Below are 20278 nucleotides of genomic sequence, written 5' to 3' on the forward strand. Positions count from 1 at the left end.
TTTGGTAGCCCCGTGGGGGGGCCCCCCCCCCCCCCCGGTTTTTTTTTCTTGGGGGGGGGGGGGTGGGGGGGGGCTTGCCCCGCGATTGGGCCATCAGCCCAGCAACGCCCTCAGCGCCCGGCAATCCGCCGCATGCCAGTCGACCAGCTCCGGCCAGGGGTTGTCCGGCAGGTTGACCAGCACGGTCCTGGTGCCGGCGGCTCGCCCGCAATCCAGGTCAAAGCGATAGTCGCCGACCATCACCATCTCCCCCGGCTGCACGCCCCATGCCCGGGCAATCTGCAACAACCCGTCCGGGTCGGGCTTGGGCGTCGCCTCGTCGCGGCCAAGCACATGCTCGATCGGGAAGCAGTCGGCCAGGCCGATGGCTTCCAGGGTGACATGGGCCAGCTCGCGGGCGTTGCGGGTCAGGATCGCCAGGCGGCATCCGCGCCCGGCCAGTTCGCGTACCAGCTCCACCGCGCCTTCAGAGGCTTGCGAGGCAATCGCCAGGTCGCGCTCATGCTCCAGCAACCAGGCATGCTTGGCCGCCGCCTCCGGAGCCGGCAGTGCGGCCAGGTGGGTGAGAATGTCGTGCTCGGCCGGGATGTCGAGCGCCTCGCGAATGGCCGCAAAGTCATGCACCGCGACGGTCAGGGTGCCGTCCATGTCGAACACCCAATGGCGGATATCGCCGAGGCTCATGCCCAGTCCTTGCGGTGGCGAATCAGGCCTTCCTGGGTCGACGAGGCGACCAATTGCCCTGCGCGGTTGAAGATGCTGCCACGGCAGAAGCCACGGGCGTTGCCGGCCCAGGGGCTGTCGGTGGCGTACAGCAGCCACTCGTCGGCGCGCAGGTTGCGGTGGAACCACAGCGAGTGGTCGAGGCTGGCGATCTGCATGTCCTTCTGCCACACCGACTTGCCATGGGGCAGCAACGCGGTGGTCAGCAGGCCGAAGTCCGAGGCGTAGGCCAGCAGGTACTTGTGCAGCGCAGGGATGTCCGGCAGGTTGCCGTCGGCGCGGAACCAGGCGTACTTGACCGGGTCGCCCGGCTTGGGATTGAACGGGTCGCGCTCGGTGACCGGGCGGATTTCGATCGGCTTGGCGCACAGCACCTTGTCGCGAATACGCTCAGGCAACTGGTCGGCCATGGCGCTGGCCAGTTCGACTTCGCTGGGCAGGTTCTCCGGGCCGACCACGTCAGGCATCTGCACCTGATGTTCAAAGCCCTCTTCGTCGTACTGGAACGACGCGCTGCAGGTGAAGATCGGCTGGCCTTTCTGGATCGCAGTCACCCGCCGGGTGCTGAAGCTGCCGCCGTCACGCACGCGGTCCACCGAGTAGACCACCGGCATGCTGGCATCGCCGGGGCGCAAAAAATAGCCGTGCAGCGAATGCACGTGGCGGGCGTCCTCGACCGTCTGGCTGGCTGCCGACAGCGACTGGCCGAGCACCTGGCCGCCGTACAACTGGCGGAAGCCCAGGTCCTGGCTGCGGCCACGGAACAGGTTCTCCTCGATGGACTCTAGGCTCAACAGGTCGACAAGGTCGTCCAGTACGTGACTCATGGAAGGTTCTCCTGGCAAGGCATTACGGCGCGGTTATACCGGCAAATGATACAGGGTTTGTCGGCGGCCCCGTCGAGGGGCATCCCCGTCAGCCACGCAGGGTGTCCTGCCATCGGGCCCGGTCGATGCGGTACAGCACGTGGGGGCGCAGGGGGTGGCCGGCGGGCAGGCGGGGGTGATCGAAGCTGCCGTCCAGGTCCTGCTGCATGCCGATGGCCTGCATGACTTTCTGCGACGGCAGATTGCCCTCGGTAGTGAACGACACCACCTCCTCCAGGTGCAATTGGGCGAAAGCACAGCGCAGGCAGGTCCAGGCCGCCTCGCTGGCAAACCCCAGCCCCCAGTGGCGCCGGGCCAGGCGCCAGCCGATCTCCACCGCCGGGCCGAACGGGGCCTCGAAATTGACGTTGAGCAGCCCGGTCATGCCGATGAAGGCGCCGCTGTCCTTGCGCTCCAGCGCCCACAGGCCAAAGCCGAATTCATTGAAATGGCCACGCACCCGGCCGATCAGCGCAGCGGCCTCCAGGCGGGTCATCGGTGCCGGGAAATAGCGCATCACCTGGGGGTCGGCGCACAGCGCGGCGAACTCACGCAGGTCGTCGTCCTGCCATTGGCGCAACACCAGGCGGGCGCTTTCCAGTTCGAGAATGGGGGGCATCGGGGGGCTCCGGAATCGCGGTCTGGCAGTTTACAGCGTAGGCCGCCGAATGAAGTTTCATCCAGGCCGCCGCTGCCGGATGTTTTTTTCACATCCACTTCACCGGCCTCCGACAGGCCGCTTCACACAATGCCTGGCATTACAGCGGCCAAAGTCGACGCCGCACTGCCATCGGAGTGACACATGCTTTCCAGCACGACCTTGCACGACCCTGCCCTTGCGGCCCGCCTCAAGCGCCGACGTTCGCGCAAGCTGATCAGTGCCGCCATCGGCCTGTTGTTGGCCGTGGCCGGCGTAGGTACCTGGCTGGCGACGAGGACGCACATCGTGGACCTTGGCAACGAGCAACAGCTGAGCGAAAGCGGCCTGTTGCAGCAATGGAAAGACGGCGCGGTGCTGGTGATGATCCGCCATGCCGAACGCTGCGACAGCGCCCCCGGGCCATGCCTGGACGACCCCACCGGTATCACCGTTGCCGGCAGCGAGGCGGCTGGCCGGGTGGGCCAGGGCCTGCGGCAACTGGGCCTGGCCGGGGCGGACGTGTACAGCAGCCCGAAGCTGCGCACCCGGCAGACCGCGCACTTCCTGCTGGGCCGGGACGCTGCCACCCAGGACTGGCTGGAAACCTGTGACAAGCAGTTCGCCGACGAAGCCCTGGCACGCAAGCGCAGCGGTCACAACCTGGTGCTGGTCACCCACAATGGCTGCATCGACCACTTCGCCCGCCAGCAACGCGTAGCGGGGGGTGAACGCGAGAGCGGGTATGCCAGCGCGCTGTTCGTGTCGGTGAATGGCGAGGGCAAGGCCAGAATCCTCGGGCGCATGAACGAGCCTGACTGGCAGCGGGTGTTGGCGTCCGTCGGCCACTGACCCATCCCCCTGACCGGCTGTGCTGCCCTGTGTAGGAGCGGCCTTGTGCCGCGAAAGGGGCGCGAAGCGGCCCCAGGGTTTCAGCCGTGATGCATGAATCGCCGGGGCTGCTCTGCAGCCCTTTCCGGACGGTCCGGCGCCCCGGCAAGGCCACCCCCACACGGCGATCAGGCCGACAAGGCCTGCGCAAAACTGGCAAGATCGGCACAGGCCCACTTCATGAAACCGCCATGCCCCTGCCGCTGATCTACCACGACGACTACAGCCCTGAATTCCCGCCGGACCATCGCTTCCCGATGGACAAGTTCCGCCTGCTGCGCGACCACCTGGTCGACAGCGGGCTGACCACCGACGCGGCGCTGCTGCGCCCCGAGATCTGCCCCAACGACATCCTCGCCCTGGCCCACGACCGCGACTATATCGAGCGCTACATGCACGGTGAGCTGTCCCGCGAGGACCAGCGCCGCCTGGGCCTGCCCTGGAGCGAGGCGCTGGCGCGGCGCACGGTGCGCGCGGTGGGCGGCTCGCTGCTCACGGCCGAACTGGCCCTGCAGCACGGCATCGCCTGCCACCTGGCCGGCGGCACCCACCATGCCCACTACGACCACCCGGCCGGATTCTGCATCTTCAACGACCTGGCGGTGATCAGCCGCTACCTGCTGGAAGCCGGCCGCGTGCACCGGGTGCTGATCTTCGACTGCGACGTGCACCAGGGCGACGGCACCGCGCGCATCCTGCACGACACCCCCGAGGCGATCACCGTGTCGCTGCACTGCGAGCAGAACTTCCCCGCCCGCAAGGCCAAAAGCGACTGGGACATTCCCCTGCCCCGCGGCATGAACGACAGCGCGTACCTGAAGGTGGTCGAGGACGCGCTCAACTACCTGCTGCCGCTGTACCAGCCAGACCTGGTGCTGTACGACGCCGGTGTCGATGTGCACAAGGACGACGCCCTGGGTTACCTGCAACTGACCGACCAAGGCCTGGCCGCCCGCGACGAACATGTGTTGCGCCAGTGCCTGGGCCGCGATATCCCGGTGGTCGGGGTGATCGGCGGCGGCTACAGCAAGGACCGCGAAGCCCTCGCCCGTCGCCACGGCATCCTCCACCACAGCGCGGCGCGTGTCATGGGTTGTTCACAATGACTGTGGAACCGCTTGTGGATAACCTGCTGGAAAGCGCCTACAGCCCTTTGCCTGCGTGGCCTGCAAAGTCTTGATCGTTTTTTGATCAGCACTGCGCGGCAGACGCCATGGTTGTTCACAATGACTGTGGAACCGGCTGTGGATAACCTGCGAGAAAGCACCTCCAGCCCTTTGTCTGCCTGGCCTGCAAGATACTGATCATTTTTTGAACAGTACTTGCGGATGCCTGCCTAGGGTAGAATGCGCGCTCTTTTCCACAGCCTGCTGCCGACCATGAACGATCCTCGCCCTGCCTCCCCTCCCCTTGTCGCCGTGATCGGTGGCGGCCCCGCCGGCCTGATGGCCGCCGAGGCACTGGCCCGGCGCGGGGTGGCGGTGCAGGTGTTCGACGCCATGCCTTCGGTGGGCCGCAAGTTCCTGCTGGCCGGGGTTGGCGGCATGAACATCACCCATTCCGAGCCCTACCCCGCCTTCGTCGGGCGCTACGCCGAGCGCCAGGGCGAGCTCGACGGCCTGCTGCGCCACTTCGACGCCGAGGCCCTGCGCCAGTGGATTCACAGGCTGGGCATCGAAACCTTCATCGGCACCTCGGGCCGGGTGTTCCCCCGCGACATGAAGGCCGCGCCACTGCTGCGCGCCTGGCTCAAGCGCCTGCGCGAGGCCGGCGTAGTTATCCACACTCGCCACCGCTGGCTGGGCTGGACGGCCGAAGGTGCCTTGCGGATCGCTTATCCACAGGGGGAACTGCAGCTCCAGGCCGACGCCGTGGTGCTCGCCCTCGGCGGCGGCAGCTGGGCACGCCTGGGTTCGGACGGCGCCTGGGTGCCGCTGCTCGGCGAACGGGCTGTGGATATCTCGCCGCTGCAGGCGAGCAACTGTGGCTTCGAGGTGGCGGGCTGGAGCGAACTCCTGCAAAGCAAGTTCGCCGGCGCGCCGTTGAAGAACATTGCCCTGAGCGTGCCCGGCGCGGTGCCGCGCAAAGGTGAGTTCATCCTCACCGCGCAAGGCGTTGAAGGCAGCCTGGTGTATGCCTGGTCGGCGGCGGTGCGCGAAGCGATCAACCGCGACGGGCGTGGCACCTTGCTGCTCGACCTGCTGCCGGACCGGCCTGTGGACAAGATCGCCCAGGCCCTGGCCAAGCCCCGTGGCTCGCGCTCGATGGCCAAGCACCTGCACAGCCAGTTGGGGATCGAGGGGGTGAAGGCGGCGCTGCTGCGTGAGTTGACCGATCAGGCGACCTTTGCCGACCCTGAGCGCCTGGCGGCAGCGATCAAGGCGCTGCCGATCACGCTGGTGCGCACGCGGCCGCTGGATGAGGCGATCAGCAGTGCCGGTGGGGTGCGCTTCGAGGCGCTGGATGAGGGGTTGATGCTGCGGGCCATGCCCGGGGTGTTCTGCGCCGGCGAGATGCTGGACTGGGAGGCGCCGACCGGGGGGTATCTGCTGACGGCGTGCTTTGCCAGCGGATTGCGGGCGGGTAATGCAGCAGCAGACTGGCTGAAACTCCAAAGCTGACCCGCCCCCTGTGGGAGCGGGTTTACCCGCGAACACGGGCGAAGCCCGTGCCATACACAGCGTTGGATTCTTCGCGGGTGAACCCGCTCCCACAGGGCTCGTGCCAGCTTATGGCTTACGCTTGCGCGGCCCACCGTTAAAGCTCGGCACCTTGCGCACCGCCTTGACCGACGGCGCCGCGGCCCCGCCCTCGTCGCTGTCCATCCAACGCCCCAGCCCGCGCTTGGCGCTGTTCTCTTTCGGCTTTTTCGGCTTCTTCGGTTTCTTCACCACCTGGCCACTGGCATCGATCATCGGCACCCGGTGATCAGGGATGAAATCCGGCTCTTCATGGCGTGGCAACTGCTGGCGAATCAAGGTCTCGATCGACGCAAGCATCTGCACTTCGTCAGCGCACACCAGCGAGATCGCCTCACCCTTGTTACCGGCACGGCCGGTGCGCCCGATGCGGTGCACGTAGTCTTCGGCCACGATCGGCAGGTCGAGGTTGACCACCAGCGGCAGGTCGTCGATGTCCAGGCCGCGCGCGGCGACATCGGTGGCCACCAGCACCTGGACCTCACGGGCCTTGAAGCTGTCCAGCGCGCGCTGGCGGGTGGCCTGCGGGCGATCGCCGTGGATGCCATCGGCGTTGACGCCTTCGGCGAGCAGGCGCTCCACCAACTGGTCCACGCCGTTGCGGGTCTTGGCGAACACCAGCACCTGGGACCAGCGCTGCTTGCGCAGCAGGTGGCAGAACAGGTCGGCCTTGCGCTTCTTGTCCACCGGCACCAGCCATTGCTTGACGGTGGTGGCGGCGGCGTTGCGCGGGCTGACTTCGATGCTCAGCGGGTCGTTCAACGCAAGGCCGGCGAGCAGGCGGATCTGCTCGGAGAAGGTGGCCGAGAACAGCAGGGTCTGGCGCTTGCGCGGCAGCGCGGCGTACACCGAGCGCAGCTCTTCGGCAAAGCCCAGGTCGAGCATGCGGTCGGCTTCGTCGAGTACCAGGGTCTGCACCTGGCCGAACTTGATGGCGTTCTGGCGGAACAGGTCGAGCAACCGGCCGGGGGTGGCCACCAGCAGGTCGACGCCACGGCGCAGGCGCATCATCTGCGGGTTGATGCTGACCCCGCCGTATACCGCGTAGGTGGACAGCGGCAGGTTCTCGGCATATTCGCGCACGTTGGCGTGGACCTGCTCGGCCAGTTCGCGGGTGGGCACCAGCACCAGCGCGCGGATCGAGTTGCTGGCGACCTTCTCGCCTTCCAGGGCCAGGCGCTGCAGCACCGGCAGGGCAAAGCCTGCGGTCTTGCCGGTGCCGGTCTGGGCGGCGGCCATCAGGTCGCGGCCGGCAAGCACGGCGGGGATGGCCTTGGCCTGGACCGGGGTGGGTGTGCTGTAGTCCAGCGTCTGCAAGGTGCGCAGCAGCGGTTCGATCAGGCCGAGTTGGGCGAAATTCATGGCAATACCGTCAGGGGGTTCAGCGAAGGCGGCAAGTTTACCCCAGCGCAGGCAACAAATGGCCTTGTGGAAGCGGGTTTACCCGCGAATACGACGGCGGCCCCACCGATGCTTTCGCGGGTAAACCCGCTCCCACAGGGTCCGTGCATTCCCCCAGGACTCCACAGTACCTGTGGGAGCGGGTTTACCCGCGAAGATGACACCTCGATGCCCGTGTTCGCGGATGAATCGCCGCTCACACAGGCATTACTTGCACGCCTGCTCTTTCAACTGCGCCGGCTGCTCGGGCGCCTTGCGCCACTGCGGCAGGCCGATCAGCACCACCGCGCCGATGATCACCGCCATCGCCAGGCACTCCTCGGCGCCGATCTGTTCGCCGGCAAAGACGATCCCCAGCAACACCGCCACCGCCGGGTTGACGTAGGCATAGCTGGTGGCCGCCGCCGGGCGCACGTGCTTGAGCAGGTACATGTAAGCGCTGAAGGCGAGGATCGAACCGAACAGCACCAGGTAGGCCAGCGCGCCCCAACCGGCGGCGGTGGGCATCTGGGTCAGACGCTCGCCGCTCAGAGCGCTGCCGATCAGCAGCGCGGCACCGCCCACCAGCATTTCCGCGGCGCTGGCCATGGCGCCCTGGGGCAGCGGCAGTTGCTTGCTCCACACCGAGCCGAAGGCCCAGGCCGCCGCGGCAAACAGGATCAGCGCGGCGCCCATCGGGCTGGCCTGCAGGTTCGAACCCATGTTGAGCATGCCGATGCCCACCAGGCCGAGGGCGATGCCCGCCCACTCCAGGCGCGAATTGCGGTGGCCGAACAGCAGGCCGAACACCAGGGTGAACAGCGGCACGGTCGCCACCGCCAGGGCGGCCACGCCCGAGGCTACCCCGGCGTGCTCGGCCAGGGTCACGCCACCGTTGCCGCAGCTGAGCAGCAAAAAACCGATCGCCCCGGCCGCGCGCCATTGCGCCCAGGTGGGAGCCGGCGCCCCGCGCCAGCGCAAAAAGCCATACAGCAGGCTGCCGGCAATCACGAAGCGCACACCCGCCATCATCAGCGGTGGCCAGGACTCCACGCCGATGCGGATGAACAGGTAGGTCGAGCCCCAGACCAGGTACAGGGCAAGAAAGGCGCCGACAAGCAGCAAGGGGAAGCGACGGGAGGCAGTCATGGCAGGGGGCTCGAAATCCGTTTACGGGTGGCTTAGTTTAGAAAGGGCCACGGGCAAACTTAAGTTACAAAACACGTTTAAATCACCGAAACACTTTACAAAGCATGGTTATGCACAGTCTTGACCATCGATTGCAAAGTCACCAGGAATCGCCATGGACAAATACGACCGCATGCTCCTCGCCGCCCTGCTGGAAGACGGCCGGGCCACTTACGCGCAGCTGGCGCGCCAGGTCAACCTGTCGGCCCCGGCAGTGGCCGAGCGGGTCGCCAAGCTCGAGGCCAGCGGGGTGATCAGTGGCTACACGGCCAAGGTCGACCTGGAAAAGATCGGCCTGCCGATCCAGTGCGTGATGGAGCTGCGCCTGGCCAGCCATGGCAACCAGCAGGCCTATGACGTGCTGGCGAACATCCCTGAATTGACCGAGTGCCACCGGGTCACCGGCGACCCTTGCGTGATCATGCAGGCGGCGGTGGCTTCGATGGGTGAGTTGGAGGCGCTGATCAACCGGGTGTCGCAGCTGGGCTTCAGCAAGACCTCGATCATTCTGTCGAGTGCGGTGGAGCGGCGGGTGCCGCTGGGGCATCTGGAGGCTGGCGGCAGGAAGGCGTGAAGCGTCAGCTCAGTGACGCAGCAGCAGCTTGCCCTCGATCGGCACATAGCGGCTGGCCGCGCGGATCACCGACAATGCCGTCAGCCCTGGCACGCCATAGACCACGGTTTCGACGCCGTGGCGCTGCATGGCCCGCTCCAGCAGCAGGTCGAAATCCCCGTCACCGGAGGCCAGCACTATCTGATCGACCCGCGCCGCCGCCTCGATCACATCGAGGGTGATACCCACGTCCCAGTCGCCCTTGGCCGAGCCGTCGGCGCGCTGGATGTAGGGTTTGAGGCGCACCTCGAAACCGAGGTTGCGCAGGATCTGCTGGAACTGTTGCTGCTTGCTGTCGCCACGGTCGATGGCGTATGCCACCGCTTCGACAATCTGCCCTTCTCGGCTGACCTCGGCCCACAGCGCGGAATAGTTGAAATGGCAGCCGTGGCCCTGGCGAACCGTGTAGTAGAGGTTCTGCACGTCGGCGAACAGGGCGATTTTCTTCACGCGTGGTGACCTCGCTGAATCCGCGAAAGGGGCGCAACGCGCCCCCGAGTGCCAGCGAGTATGCCAGAGCCCTCAGACGTAGTCGTCGTCCGAGAAGAAGCCGCCATCATCACTGCCGTAGTCGGTATCGGTAAAACCACCCTGGTCACTGCCCCAGCCACCGTTGTCGGCCACCTGCTGCTGGCCACCCTGGTCGTTCCAGCCGCCTGTGTCGCTGGCCGGCGCGGGTTCTTCCTTGATCACCTCGACCACCTCTTCAGGCTGCGAGTGATGATTGAACAGGCTGCTGATGCCCTGGGCCAGCAGCACGCCGCCGGCCACCCCGGCGGCCGTCTGCATCGCCCCGCCAAGGAAGCTGCTGGCGCCACTGCGTGCCGGCGTAGGCGCCGCGCCGAAGCCCTGCTGTGGTTGAGGAGGGGCGTAGGCTTGCGGGGCAGGCTCGCGCCAGCCACCGGCAGCGGACGGCGGCGGCGCAACCGAGCGCTGTGGTTCCGGGCTGCGGGCACCGGCACCGCCACCAAAGATGCTGGACAGGAAACCACCGCCACCATTACCGGCGCTGGAACGGGTCGCTTCAACCTGGGCACGGGCCTGCTTGAGCTCGGCCTCGAGCTGCTTGTTCTGCTCGTCCAGGCGCTTGATTGCAGCCTCCTGCACCAGGATCGCCTGGGCCATGTAGTACGGCGCCGCTGGCTGCTGGCGCAGATGCTGCTCGATGCACGCCTGGGCCTGGGCATCGCGCGGCTGGGCCGGGTCCTCGGCTTGCTTGAGGCGGCCGAACAGGCCGTCGATCAGGGTTTGTTCTTCAGTGTTCATCAAGCGACCTCATGGGCTGAACTGGACAGCGGACAGGCTCAAAGATGGGGGGCCCGGCCGGGCGATTCAATCGCCCGGGCCATGAAACTTTTTTCAGCAAGCGAGCGGTCTGGGCTAAAGTTACGCCCTGCTTTTTCTGCCATGCGATGTTGACCGATGAATCCGCTGAGCGTTCTGCGCGACTCCCTGTACTTCTTCCGCCGCCACCTGGTGAGCATCCTTCAGCTGTGCCTGCCGTTGGTGGTGCTCGAGGTCCTGTGCACCCAACTGCTCTACAACCAACTGGGCGACAAGGCTTCACCGGCCTACGGCATGTTGGTCAGCCTGCTGTTCTACCCGCTGTACAGCGCGGCACTGATCCTCTACCTCGACACCCGCAGCAACGGCAACCCGATCGCCAAGCGCAACCTGTTCGCCCGCGCCGTGCAGCTGTGGCCGGCGCTGGCGCTGCTGATCCTGATCAGCTCGCTGCTGATCATGGCGGGCCTGATGCTGTTCATCTTCCCGGGCGTGTGGATCATGGTGAACCTGGTGTTCGCCGAATACCTGCTGGTGCTGCGCGGCCTGCCAGTGGTCGAGTCGATGCGCACCAGCGCGCGCATGACCACCGGGCACTTCATGCGCATCATGGTGTGCATGCTGTCGGTGCTGGCGCCGCTGTGGCTGATCGATGGCTTGCTGCTGACGGTATTCCCCGAGCCCCAGCCAGGCGTGCAACTGGCCCTGGATAGCCTCAGCGGCTTCCTGCAGCTGTTCAGCACCGTGGTGCTGTACCGCCTGTTCATGCTGCTGGAAAGCGAAGCGGCGGCCTGAGTTTGGTCCGTGCCTGATCACCAGGCACGAGGAACCACAACACGACCAGGAAACCGCTCAAGCTGCCCCCCTTTGCCCACCTGCTGCCTAATGTGCGTCGCGCCAGCCCGAACTTCGACTGGCGCAGCGCACATTCAGGAGAACTCAGCTTGAACATGTCCCAAACCGCAAACGCCTGGGCCGATGGCCATTCCTTCATCGGCCAGATCTACCTACGGCAAGGCCAGCGTTGGTCGCCCATTCACCTGCAAGCCACACGCCACGATTTCAGTTTCGGCGTGGATGTTCGCAGTGATACGGGCTGGCTGCAGACTGGAGGTACCGACCCGGCCGAAGCCTTCCTCTTCCGCTTTCATTCCAAGGGGCCCGAGCGCCTTCACTTCACGCTGTCGCTGGCCAGAGACAGCACACGGCAGCTGGACATCGACAGCAACGGGCGACTCGGCCTCTATCCACGAGCAAGTACGCAACAGTACTGGAAGGTACAACCGCTCGAGTGGCAAAAAGACCGGGTCATGTGCCTGCTCCGGGATCAGCAGGGTCATCAGGTCAAGGCGTTGCCGGGCAATGGTGCAGATGTCGCTGGCCTCACCGTGCAAACCGGCGAGCTGTGCGAGTACCTGATCGTACGAGCCTTGTAAGGATGCTCTCGGGACATCCTTGGCACCCGCCAGTCAGCCGGCCCTGCCTCGTCAAGTGCCTCTGGGCTTGGCCCGCGCCGTGGCCTCGGCCACCAGTGGGTTGTCCGGCCAGTAGTGCTTGGGATAACGCCCTTTCAAATCCTTCTTCACCTCGGCATAGGTAGTACGCCAGAAGTTGGCCAGGTCCTGGGTGACCTGCACCGGCCGGCGTGCCGGTGACAGCAGGTGCAGCTTGACCTGCAGGCGGCCACCGGCGATGCGTGGGGTGTCGGCCAGGCCGAACAGCTCCTGCAAGCGCACGGCAAGAATCGGTGGCTGTTCGCTGTAGTCCAGGCGGATGTTCGAGCCCGAAGGCACGCTCAGATGCGCCGGGGCCAGCTCGTCCAGGCGCTGGGGCAACGGCCAGGGCAGCAGGTTGCGCAGAATCGACGACAGGTCCAGCGCGGCGAAATGGCTCAGGCGTGAGACCTTGCCCAGGTAGGGTTGCAGCCAGTCTTCCAGGGTGGCCAGCAGCGCTTCGTCGCACAGGTCGGGCCACTCGCTCTGGCCGTCTTTCTCCAGGTCCAGTTGGCGCAGCAGTGCAACCCGGGCCTGCCACTGGCGCAGTTCGGGGGGCCAGGTCAGCAGGTTCAGGCCCTTGCGCCGCACCAGGCCGAGCAAGGCCCTGGCGCGGGCATCATCGGCAAGGCTGGGCAGCGGCTCGCGGCTGAGCACCAGCTCGCCGACCTTGCGCTGACGTTCGGCGCGCAGCACCTGCTCGCGTTCGTCCCAGTCGAGCAGGTCGAGCTGTTCGACCTGCTCGGCAAGCACATCATCGAACAGTGCCCGCTCGAATTCGGCAGCCAGGTAAATGCGCTCCTCGCGCTGGCCCTGGCGGCTGCCGAGGTCGGCGATCACCAGCCAGGGGCATTTCATCAACGCATCGGCTTCGCCGAACAGCGCCGCACGGCCGTTGGCCAGGCGGTATTCGGCGCCGCCTTCGCGACGCTGCTGGGCGACCCGGTCGGGGTAGGCCAGCGCCAGCAGGGCACCGAGCCAGCGCGGATGCTCGGGATCCGTCACTGGGGTGTGGGGTTTGCCACGCAATTGCCCACGGTATTGCCGGGCCAGTTGCCGGGCACGTTGCACGCCGCCCTGGCCGCCGCGTGAGGTTCTGCTTTCACCACTGAGCACGCTCAACCGCGAATGCAGGTCGGCGCCGCCGCCGCGCAGGATGTCACGCTCGCCCAGCAAGGCCGCGACGTCGCAGGCCATGTCGGCCAGCCCCAGGTCCTGGCCGCGCAGTAGCAGGTGGGCGATGCGCGGGTGAGCCGGCAACTCGGCCATGGCCTGGCCGTGGGCGCTCAACTGCCCGCGTTGGCCGGGCTTGAAGGCGCCGAGCCGTGCCAGCAGGTCCTGGGCCTGGGCGAAGGCGGCAGTGGGCGGTTGGTCGAGCCAGCTCAGCTGTTCGGGCGGTACGCCCCAGCGCGCTAGTTGCAGGGCCAGCCCGGCCAAGTCGGCCTGGAGGATCTCGGCGCTGCCATGGGCCGCCAGTTGATCATGCTGCGCCTCGGACCACAGGCGGTAGCACACGCCTGGCTCCAGGCGCCCGGCACGGCCGGCCCGCTGGGTGGCGCTGGCGCGGGAGATGCGCTGGGTGTCGAGGCGGGTCATGCCGCTGCCGGGGTCGAAGCGCGGCACCCGTGCAAGGCCTGCATCGATCACCACGCGCACGCCGTCGATGGTCAGGCTGGTCTCGGCGATGTTGGTGGCCAGCACCACCTTGCGCTGGCCTTGGGGGGCCGGTTCGATGGCGGCGCGCTGGGCATTCAGGTCGAGCTCGCCGTGCAGCGGGCAGAGCAGGATGCCAGGACGCTCGCCCAAGGCCTCCTGCAAGGCCTGGTGCACCCGGCGGATCTCCGCCTGCCCGGGGAGGAACACCAGCAGGCTGCCGCCTTCATCGGCAAGCGCCTGCAGCACACAGTCGACCACCCGCGGTTCGACGAACTCGCCAGGCTGGAAGGGCCGGCTCCAACGAATGTCCACCGGGTGCATGCGGCCCTGGCTGCTGACCACCGGGGCGTCGTCCAGCAGCCGCGACAGGCGCTCGCCCTCCAGGGTGGCCGACATCAGCAGGATCTTCAGCGGCAGCTCGTCACGCAGCAAGCCGCGGCCATTGAGGCTCAGCGCCAGGGCCAGGTCGGCGTCGAGGCTGCGCTCGTGGAATTCGTCGAAAATCAGCAGCCCCACGCCTTCCAGCGCCGGGTCGCTCTGCAAGCGGCGGGTGAGAATGCCTTCGGTGACCACTTCGATGCGGGTGTTGGGGCCAACCTTGCTGTCCAGGCGGATGCGATAGCCCACCGTTTCCCCGACCTTCTCGCCCAGCTCGCTGGCCAGCCGCTCGGCGGCGGCGCGGGCGGCCAGGCGACGGGGTTCGAGCATGAGGATGGTCTGCCCGGCCAGCCAGGGTTCGTCGAGCAGGGCCAAGGGCACGCGGGTGGTCTTGCCGGCGCCGGGCGGCGCCTCGAGCACGGCTTCGTCGCGGGCACCCAGGGCCAGGCGCAGGTCAGGCAGTACGGCATCGATCGGTAATGAAATCATGGTGGTCCTCGAACAATCGCCCGAGTATAACGGCGAACCTGGCCTGCCCTATCATGGTCTTAAGCTTCAGGCGCCGGCCGCTGCCGCGCCCCTTGTCGTGGTTACCTTTACCGGAGATTCACATGCGCATCGCTTCCCGCGTCATCGGTGGCGCCCTTGTCGCCACCCTGCTGACCCAACTGACGGCCTGCGGCACGGTTTTCTTCCCTGACCGTCGCGGGCAGATCGAAGGCAAGATCGACCCGATGATCGCCGCGCTGGATGCCGTCGGCCTGCTGTTCTACATCATCCCCGGCCTGATCGCCTTCGGCGTCGACTTCGCCACGGGCGCCATCTACTACCCCGGCGGCTACTCCGCGCAGGTCGACCCGGCCAAGCTCAAGCCCGCCATCAATGCCGACGGCCAGGTCGACAGGATCAAGCTGCAGGCTATCCTCGAAAGCGAACTGGGCCAGCGCCTGCCGCTGAACGACCCACGGCTGATCCAGCAGCGCGGCAGCGTCGAGCAACTGGCGGCCCTCGGCCTGGTACCGGCAGCCTGAAACCCACAAGGACGAACCCCGGCGCATGACCGTGACCAGCGAACACCAACGCCTGCTGCGCCTGGCCACCCGCGCATCCCTGGCGGTGGCCAGCATCCTGGTGCTGAGCAAGGCCGTGGCCTGGTGGCTGAGCGGCTCGGTGAGCCTGCTGGCCGGGCTTACCGACTCGGCGCTGGATGCCGTCGCCTCTTTCCTCAACCTGCTCGCGGTGCACTACGCGTTGCGCCCGGCCGACGACGATCACCGTTTTGGCCACGGCAAGGCCGAAGCTCTGGCCGGCATGGCGCAGGCGCTGTTCATCGGGGTCAGCGCGGTATTGATCGGGGTGCAGGCCGTGCAGCGGTTGCAGTCGCCGCAGCCGCTGGGCGACACCGGGGCCGGTATCGCGGTGATGCTGCTGTCGCTGGTGCTGACCCTGGCGCTGCTGGCGTTGCAGCGCAAGGTGATCCGTATCACCGGCTCGACCGCGGTGCGCGCCGATTCGCTGCACTACCGCTCCGACCTGCTGCTCAATGGCAGCATCCTGCTGGCCCTGCTGCTGGCGCGCCTGGGCTGGCCACAGCTGGATGCGCTGTTTGGCCTGGGTATCGCCCTGTACATCCTGTGGAGCGCGGTGCAGATCGCCCGCGAGAGCACGGCGATCCTGATGGACCAGGAACTGCCGGCCGACATCGGCGAGCGCATGCTCGAAGCGGTGCTGGCGATCCCTGGGGTCAAGGGCGCGCACGACCTGCGCACGCGGGTGTCGGGGAGCCACTGGTTCGTGCAACTGCACCTGGAATTGCCGGGTGAGCTGCCGCTGCATCAGGCCCATGGGTTGTGCGTGCAGGCCTCCCAGGCGATCCGCGAGCGTTACCCACGGGCCGATGTGATCGTGCATGCCGATCCGGTGTAATGGTCGTGGGCTTGCACGCCCCCCCCTGTAGGAGCGGCCTTGTGCCGCGAATGGGCCGCAAAGCGGCCCCGGCGATCGTTGCATCAACGCTGCCCCCCCTGGGGCCGCTGCGCGCCCCTTTCGCGGCACAAGGCCGCTCCTACAGGGACCGCGCGCGTCCTCGATAGCGAGGAACGCTCTGGCTCAGTTGATGCTGTAACCCCGCCCGCTCAAGCAAGCGCCCAATGCCCGTCGATAGTTGTCTGCCACGTTCGGCGGCGGCGCATAGCTGGCGGTTGCCGGGTCGAAACCGCTCTGGCTCACGGCCCAGCGATGGCACTGATAACGGTCCTGCTCCTGCTGCTCCGGGCCCTGGCCATGCAGGGGATAGGCGATCACATCGTAACCACCTGCCGGTTGCGGCGCTGGCGCCACCGTAGGCGGGTTGACCACCACATACTCGGCGCTGCTGGCCTGGTACTGGTAGTAGGTGTCGGCCACCAGGAAGAACAGCGCTCCGCCCAACCATACTTCGCGCGCATAGGGTGGCAAGTAGCTGACCCGCACCCCGTAAGGCGGCCTGACCACGACGTAGCCGCCGCCATGGGGGCGATACCAGTAGCCACCGGAGTAGTAGTATTCCTGGCCACGGTAGGGCACTTGCCAGGAGCGGTCCGGGAAGCGATCGACGGTATGCCCGGGGCGATACTGCGGCCCGGGGCCCCAACCATCGCCATGGCCGTCCGGCCGCCCCGACCAGTCGCCGCCTGGTCGCTGACCGGGGCCACCGGCCTGCCAGTGACGGTTGTCGTCATGCCGGCGCGGGATGTCCTGGTAATAGCCTTGGCGTGGCGGCTGGGTCTGGCGCACTTCATCACGCGAATTGAGCGGCGAACCACGCCCGCCATTGGGGTCCTGCGGGCCATCTCCCGGCCCTTGGGCCAAGGCGCCCAGGCTGATACCGATGCCCAGCAAACCAACACCTGCCAACTGCCAGATGCGTGACCTCATGTTGTTCCTCTCAGTCAATGACCCCTGCCTGTACTGCAGGCAGTCTAACCCGCCGTACAAGGCCGGCTGATGAAAAAGCAGACAGCGCCCGGGCGCGGCGCGGGGAGAAATACCGGCGCAATAAAAAAGGGAGGCCTTACGGCCTCCCTTCGGGAATTGTCGTCCGTGCTCGGCACTTGTGGTACCGGCTCACCTCGCGCCGCCTTCTGGGCAGTGCGTAGCCCGGGGGCCGTGCCGATCCGATTGGAGGGCTGGCCGCGAGCGCCCGTCTGGGGCGCCTCGCCGTGGACTGATGTCCGGGCAGTGATTCTGGTGATAAAGATAGGCGAGCCTGGGGGGCAGAGGATTGCGAAGATTGCTCTGATAAATACCGCTTGCGCAATTTTTCACTCAGGATCGATAATTCGCCGCAATCCGAACAGAAAAGGCCCTATTCATGAGCAAGCTCGACCGCTATGACCTGAGCATCCTTGCCGAATTGCAGCGTGACGCGCGCATCTCCAACCAGGAACTGGCCGAGCGCATCGGCCTGTCGCCCTCCCCTTGCTCGCGCCGGGTCAAGCAGCTCGAAGACGACGGCTACATCTCGCGCCAGGTGGCGCTGCTGGACCGCAAGAAGCTCGGCCTGAGCCTGACCGCCTATGTGCTGATCGGCATGGACCGCCACACCCCCGAGCGCTTCGAAACCTTCGAGGCGGCGATCCGTAACCTGCCGCAAGTGCTGGAGTGCAGCCTGGTCACCGGGATGGACGCCGACTATCAGCTCAAGGTGGTGGTGCCGGACATGGACCACTACCAGAAGCTGCTGCTCGGCAGCCTGACCCGCATCGACGGCGTGACCAGCGTACGTTCGAGCTTCGTGCTCAACCAGGTGCTGGCCAGCACCGAGCTGCCATTGACCCACCTGCGTTGAAACCCTGCGCGCCCGGCGTATGATCGGGCTCTTATCCTGCCTGGAGTTGACCGATGGATCCCGCCGTATTCGAAGAGTGGATGATGATCGTCCTCGTCACCGTGCTGATCGCCTTCATGGGCTTCATCGTCTGGGACCTGGCGAAAAAATCCAAGGCTGGCCGCTTCGGCACGCTGATCCTGTTCTTCGTGCTGGGCCTGGGCGTGCTGGCGTTCATCATCAAGAGCGTGGTGGTGGGGTTTCTGGAAGGGGTTTAGGGACGCCGATCAGGCTCCACGATTGCTGTAGGAGCGGCCTTGTGTCGCGAAAGGGGCGCGCAGCGGCCCCAGGGTTTCAGCGTTGATGCAAAGATCGCCGGGGCCGCTTTGCGGCCCTTTCGCGACACAAGGCCGCTCCTACAGCGGTACGTGCATTGCCTAGGTGTCAGAGCTTCGGCGGCACTTCGCGCCACGTCCCCTGCTCCAGCCCTTCGATCGTCCAGTCACCAATCCTCACCCGCACCAGCCGCAAGGTCGGCAAGCCCACCGCCGCGGTCATGCGCCGCACCTGGCGGTTGCGCCCTTCGCGAATCACCAGTTCCAGCCACGCCGTCGGCACGCTCTTGCGAAAGCGCACCGGCGGGTTGCGTGGCCATAGCGTGGGCTCGTCGAGCAAGCGGGCTTCGGCTGGCAAGGTCGGGCCATCATTGAGCTCGACGCCGTCGCGCAGGCGCTGCAACTGCTCCGCGCTCGGCTCACCCTCCACCTGCACCCAGTAGGTCTTGGCCAGCTTGTGCTTGGGGTCGGCGATACGTGCCTGCAGGCGACCATCGTTGGTCAGCAGCAGCAAGCCTTCGCTGTCGCGGTCCAGGCGCCCGGCCGGATAGATGCCGGGGATGTCGATGAAATCCTTGAGCGTGGCGCGCCCTTCGCCGTCGCTGAACTGCGTGAGCACGTCGAACGGCTTGTTGAACAGGATCAGGCGCGGTTCGGCCGGCGGCGCCTTGGCCTGGCGACGTGGGCCGGAAGGCCGCGCCGCCGGGCGGCGCGGAGTATTGCGGGGTGGCAGGGGCATGGATCCTCAGCGGAACGGCGGCTCATCGAAGCTGCGCAGTTTACGCGAGTGCAGCGAGTTGAGCTCGGTACGCAGCAGGTCAAGGGCAGCGATGCCGATCTTCAGGTGCTGGCTGACCGCGCGGTTGTAGAAGGCGTTGGCCGAGCCGGGCAGCTTGATCTCGCTGTGCAGCGGTTTGTCGGATACACACAGCAAGGTGCCGTACGGCACCCGCAGTCGGTAGCCCTGCGCGGCGATGGTGCCGCTTTCCATGTCCACCGCCACGGCTCGCGACAGATTGATCAGCGGGCGTTCCTGGGCCCAGCGCAGCTCCCAGTTGCGGTCGTCGTAGGTGAGCACGGTACCGGTGCGCAGGCGCTTCTTGAGTTCCTCGCCACGCTCGCCGGTAACCTGCGCCGCTGCTTCCTGCAGCGCCATCTGCACTTCGGCCAGGGCCGGGATCGGGATGTTCGGCGGCACCACGCGGTCGAGGATGCCGTCACGGCGCATGTAGGCGTGGGCCAGCACGTAGTCGCCGATGGTCTGCGACTGACGCAGGCCGCCACAGTGGCCGATCATCAGCCAGCAGTGGGGGCGCAGCACCGCCAGGTGGTCGGTGATGTTCTTGGCGTTGGACGGGCCGACGCCGATATTGACCAGGGTGACGCCATCGCCGTCGGCGGCGATCAGGTGGTAGGCCGGCATCTGGTAGCGGTGCCAGACCACGCTGGCCACCAGGGCCTGGGCCTCGCCGTTGTCCATGGCCTTTTCGATGACCACGTTGCCCGGCAGGACCATGCGCACGAAGCGTGGGTCCTGGCGCAACTGCTCAAGGCCGTGGCTGATGAACTGGTCGACATAGCGGTGGTAGTTGGTCAGCAGGATCCACGGCTGCATGTGCCGCCAGTCGCTGCCGGTGTAGTGCACCAGGCGGCGCAGCGAGAAATCGACGCGTGCCGCGTCGAACAACGCCAGCGGCAGCGTCTCGGCGCTTTCCCAGTCGTACAGGCCATCGGCGATGTTGTCGGTGGCGGCCGACAGGTCGGTGCTGGGGAACACCCGCGCCAGCTGCGCGGCGGTGATGCCGCTGCCGGCCAGTTCGTCGCCCTGGTCGACCACGTAGGGGTACGGGATGTTCTGTTCGCTGACGCCGACTTCCACGGTCACCGTGTAGTCGTGCATCAATGGCCGCAATTGCTCGAGCAGGTAGCCACGGAACGCGGCGGGCTGGGTGACGGTGACACTGTAAGTGCCGGCCACCTGGACCTTGGCGTAGGCGCGGGTAGTGGCGGCGACTTCGCCCTGGCTGAAGTAGGTCAGGCGCAGCGCCGGGTAACGAAACAGCGCACGCTCGTCCGGGCCCGGTTCGGTGCGGTCCTTGAGGTAGCGCTTGAGGGCCTGGCTCAGGGCGCCGGTGGCTTGTTCGTGGAGGGCCGCCAGACGGTCGACGGCCTGTTCGGGGGTATCAACGACTTCAAACGCTTGGCTCACGCTGGGCTTCCTGTCTTCTGACATGCATGACAGCCATCTTGCCTGCGTTGCCAGGCAAATACACCCCCGATAATCGGCACTGAGCCTTTCGCGGGGCAAGCCCGCTCCCACGCCTTCA

General features: G+C 66.6%; 21 protein-coding genes. 10 read left to right on the top strand and 11 right to left on the bottom strand.

The genetic code is table 11. From position 1 onward, the window contains the following. Positions 1-93 precede the first annotated feature (93 nt). From ABE459_RS20985 to ABE459_RS20995, 3 genes are all read right to left on the bottom strand, one after another. On the bottom strand, positions 94-684 hold the full coding sequence (locus ABE459_RS20985; protein ID WP_323830343.1) for an HAD family hydrolase: 591 nt from the start codon (positions 682-684) through the stop codon (positions 94-96). Continuing rightward, positions 681-1550, bottom strand: a complete 870-nt coding sequence (gene tesB, locus ABE459_RS20990; RefSeq protein WP_323830342.1) for an acyl-CoA thioesterase II — start codon at positions 1548-1550, stop codon at positions 681-683. Before tesB ends, ABE459_RS20985 begins: the two co-directional genes overlap by 4 nt. 88 nt (positions 1551-1638) lie before the next feature. Further along, the gene (locus ABE459_RS20995) at positions 1639-2208 is read right to left on the bottom strand and encodes a GNAT family N-acetyltransferase (protein WP_125462505.1); all 570 of its coding nucleotides are present in this window, start codon (positions 2206-2208) and stop codon (positions 1639-1641) included. A 183-nt stretch (positions 2209-2391) separates the two neighbouring features. Between ABE459_RS20995 and ABE459_RS21000 the strand changes: the two genes are divergently transcribed. The 3 genes from ABE459_RS21000 to ABE459_RS21010 all read left to right on the top strand — a co-directional run bounded on the left by ABE459_RS21000 (position 2392) and on the right by ABE459_RS21010 (position 5738). Continuing rightward, complete coding sequence (locus ABE459_RS21000) at positions 2392-3078, top strand: histidine phosphatase family protein (protein ID WP_323830341.1); 687 nt, start codon at positions 2392-2394, stop codon at positions 3076-3078. 230 nt (positions 3079-3308) lie between these two features. Beyond that, positions 3309-4223: a histone deacetylase gene (locus ABE459_RS21005; protein WP_258644468.1), complete on the top strand. Its 915-nt coding sequence runs from the start codon at positions 3309-3311 to the stop codon at positions 4221-4223. Positions 4224-4496: 273 nt separating this feature from the next. Then, positions 4497-5738, top strand: coding sequence for a TIGR03862 family flavoprotein (locus tag ABE459_RS21010; RefSeq protein WP_323830340.1), 1242 nt, complete (start codon positions 4497-4499; stop codon positions 5736-5738). A 108-nt stretch (positions 5739-5846) separates the two neighbouring features. On the opposite strand, the gene ABE459_RS21015 is transcribed toward ABE459_RS21010, so the two are convergent. Both ABE459_RS21015 and yedA read right to left on the bottom strand, forming a co-directional pair. Beyond that, positions 5847-7178 (bottom strand): DEAD/DEAH box helicase, encoded by a 1332-nt coding sequence (locus ABE459_RS21015; RefSeq protein ID WP_125462502.1) that lies wholly within the window; start codon positions 7176-7178, stop codon positions 5847-5849. A gap of 246 nt (positions 7179-7424) precedes the next feature. Then, a complete protein-coding gene (gene yedA, locus ABE459_RS21020) occupies positions 7425-8345 on the bottom strand; it encodes a drug/metabolite exporter YedA (protein ID WP_125462501.1) in 921 nt (306 codons plus the stop codon). Between the two features lie 154 nt (positions 8346-8499). Between yedA and ABE459_RS21025 the strand changes: the two genes are divergently transcribed. Further along, entirely contained in the window at positions 8500-8958 is a 459-nt protein-coding gene (locus tag ABE459_RS21025) for an Lrp/AsnC family transcriptional regulator (protein WP_125462500.1), read from the top strand. 9 nt (positions 8959-8967) lie between these two features. On the opposite strand, the gene ABE459_RS21030 is transcribed toward ABE459_RS21025, so the two are convergent. Further along, positions 8968-9447 (bottom strand): NYN domain-containing protein, encoded by a 480-nt coding sequence (locus ABE459_RS21030; protein ID WP_323830339.1) that lies wholly within the window; start codon positions 9445-9447, stop codon positions 8968-8970. A 72-nt stretch (positions 9448-9519) separates the two neighbouring features. Further along, positions 9520-10263, bottom strand: a complete 744-nt coding sequence (locus ABE459_RS21035) for a DUF2076 domain-containing protein (protein WP_346648130.1) — start codon at positions 10261-10263, stop codon at positions 9520-9522. 156 nt (positions 10264-10419) lie between these two features. Between ABE459_RS21035 and ABE459_RS21040 the strand changes: the two genes are divergently transcribed. Together ABE459_RS21040 and ABE459_RS21045 are read left to right on the top strand one after the other, a co-directional pair. Beyond that, positions 10420-11076: a YciC family protein gene (locus tag ABE459_RS21040; protein ID WP_323830337.1), complete on the top strand. Its 657-nt coding sequence runs from the start codon at positions 10420-10422 to the stop codon at positions 11074-11076. A 149-nt stretch (positions 11077-11225) separates the two neighbouring features. After that, positions 11226-11717, top strand: coding sequence for a hypothetical protein (locus ABE459_RS21045; protein ID WP_323830336.1), 492 nt, complete (start codon positions 11226-11228; stop codon positions 11715-11717). Positions 11718-11768: 51 nt separating this feature from the next. Here the strand turns inward: ABE459_RS21045 and hrpB are convergent, their stop codons facing one another. Continuing rightward, on the bottom strand, positions 11769-14297 hold the full coding sequence (gene hrpB / locus ABE459_RS21050; RefSeq protein WP_323830335.1) for an ATP-dependent helicase HrpB: 2529 nt from the start codon (positions 14295-14297) through the stop codon (positions 11769-11771). 122 nt (positions 14298-14419) lie between these two features. On the opposite strand from hrpB, the gene ABE459_RS21055 reads away from it, so the two are divergent. Continuing rightward, positions 14420-14839, top strand: coding sequence for a polyribonucleotide nucleotidyltransferase (locus ABE459_RS21055; RefSeq protein WP_323830334.1), 420 nt, complete (start codon positions 14420-14422; stop codon positions 14837-14839). A 25-nt stretch (positions 14840-14864) separates the two neighbouring features. Further along, entirely contained in the window at positions 14865-15734 is an 870-nt protein-coding gene (locus ABE459_RS21060) for a cation diffusion facilitator family transporter (RefSeq protein ID WP_323830333.1), read from the top strand. Between the two features lie 183 nt (positions 15735-15917). Here the strand turns inward: ABE459_RS21060 and ABE459_RS21065 are convergent, their stop codons facing one another. Continuing rightward, on the bottom strand, positions 15918-16724 hold the full coding sequence (locus tag ABE459_RS21065; RefSeq protein WP_323830332.1) for a DUF6515 family protein: 807 nt from the start codon (positions 16722-16724) through the stop codon (positions 15918-15920). Between the two features lie 436 nt (positions 16725-17160). On the opposite strand from ABE459_RS21065, the gene ABE459_RS21070 reads away from it, so the two are divergent. Together ABE459_RS21070 and ABE459_RS21075 are read left to right on the top strand one after the other, a co-directional pair. Next, a complete protein-coding gene (locus ABE459_RS21070; protein WP_125462492.1) occupies positions 17161-17637 on the top strand; it encodes an Lrp/AsnC family transcriptional regulator in 477 nt (158 codons plus the stop codon). Positions 17638-17690: 53 nt separating this feature from the next. Next, positions 17691-17894, top strand: a complete 204-nt coding sequence (locus tag ABE459_RS21075) for a DUF2788 domain-containing protein (RefSeq protein ID WP_011535816.1) — start codon at positions 17691-17693, stop codon at positions 17892-17894. Positions 17895-18060: 166 nt separating this feature from the next. Here the strand turns inward: ABE459_RS21075 and ABE459_RS21080 are convergent, their stop codons facing one another. Together ABE459_RS21080 and amn are read right to left on the bottom strand one after the other, a co-directional pair. Next, positions 18061-18690, bottom strand: coding sequence for a pseudouridine synthase (locus ABE459_RS21080; RefSeq protein ID WP_125462491.1), 630 nt, complete (start codon positions 18688-18690; stop codon positions 18061-18063). A gap of 6 nt (positions 18691-18696) precedes the next feature. Continuing rightward, entirely contained in the window at positions 18697-20184 is a 1488-nt protein-coding gene (gene amn, locus ABE459_RS21085) for an AMP nucleosidase (RefSeq protein WP_346648131.1), read from the bottom strand. Positions 20185-20278: the final 94 nt, after the last annotated feature.

The sequence above is a fragment of the Pseudomonas sp. TWI923 genome (genome assembly GCF_039673365.1).
GTDB lineage: Bacteria > Pseudomonadota > Gammaproteobacteria > Pseudomonadales > Pseudomonadaceae > Aquipseudomonas > Aquipseudomonas sichuanensis.

Excerpts from the sequence above, each read along its gene's own strand:
- ABE459_RS21065 (WP_323830332.1), bottom strand. The coding sequence starts at position 16,724 with ATGAGGTCACGCATCTGGCAGTTGGCAGGTGTTGGTTTGCTGGGCATC.
- ABE459_RS20995 (WP_125462505.1), bottom strand. The coding sequence starts at position 2,208 with ATGCCCCCCATTCTCGAACTGGAAAGCGCCCGCCTGGTGTTGCGCCAA.
- ABE459_RS21005 (WP_258644468.1), top strand. The coding sequence starts at position 3,309 with ATGCCCCTGCCGCTGATCTACCACGACGACTACAGCCCTGAATTCCCG.
- yedA (WP_125462501.1), bottom strand. The coding sequence starts at position 8,345 with ATGACTGCCTCCCGTCGCTTCCCCTTGCTGCTTGTCGGCGCCTTTCTT.
- hrpB (WP_323830335.1), bottom strand. The coding sequence starts at position 14,297 with ATGATTTCATTACCGATCGATGCCGTACTGCCTGACCTGCGCCTGGCC.
- ABE459_RS21015 (WP_125462502.1), bottom strand. The coding sequence starts at position 7,178 with ATGAATTTCGCCCAACTCGGCCTGATCGAACCGCTGCTGCGCACCTTG.
- ABE459_RS21035 (WP_346648130.1), bottom strand. The coding sequence starts at position 10,263 with ATGAACACTGAAGAACAAACCCTGATCGACGGCCTGTTCGGCCGCCTC.
- ABE459_RS21070 (WP_125462492.1), top strand. The coding sequence starts at position 17,161 with ATGAGCAAGCTCGACCGCTATGACCTGAGCATCCTTGCCGAATTGCAG.
- ABE459_RS21000 (WP_323830341.1), top strand. The coding sequence starts at position 2,392 with ATGCTTTCCAGCACGACCTTGCACGACCCTGCCCTTGCGGCCCGCCTC.
- ABE459_RS21055 (WP_323830334.1), top strand. The coding sequence starts at position 14,420 with ATGCGCATCGCTTCCCGCGTCATCGGTGGCGCCCTTGTCGCCACCCTG.
- ABE459_RS20985 (WP_323830343.1), bottom strand. The coding sequence starts at position 684 with ATGAGCCTCGGCGATATCCGCCATTGGGTGTTCGACATGGACGGCACC.
- ABE459_RS21040 (WP_323830337.1), top strand. The coding sequence starts at position 10,420 with ATGAATCCGCTGAGCGTTCTGCGCGACTCCCTGTACTTCTTCCGCCGC.
- ABE459_RS21010 (WP_323830340.1), top strand. The coding sequence starts at position 4,497 with ATGAACGATCCTCGCCCTGCCTCCCCTCCCCTTGTCGCCGTGATCGGT.
- amn (WP_346648131.1), bottom strand. The coding sequence starts at position 20,184 with ATGTCAGAAGACAGGAAGCCCAGCGTGAGCCAAGCGTTTGAAGTCGTT.
- ABE459_RS21080 (WP_125462491.1), bottom strand. The coding sequence starts at position 18,690 with ATGCCCCTGCCACCCCGCAATACTCCGCGCCGCCCGGCGGCGCGGCCT.
- ABE459_RS21075 (WP_011535816.1), top strand. The coding sequence starts at position 17,691 with ATGGATCCCGCCGTATTCGAAGAGTGGATGATGATCGTCCTCGTCACC.
- tesB (WP_323830342.1), bottom strand. The coding sequence starts at position 1,550 with ATGAGTCACGTACTGGACGACCTTGTCGACCTGTTGAGCCTAGAGTCC.
- ABE459_RS21060 (WP_323830333.1), top strand. The coding sequence starts at position 14,865 with ATGACCGTGACCAGCGAACACCAACGCCTGCTGCGCCTGGCCACCCGC.
- ABE459_RS21025 (WP_125462500.1), top strand. The coding sequence starts at position 8,500 with ATGGACAAATACGACCGCATGCTCCTCGCCGCCCTGCTGGAAGACGGC.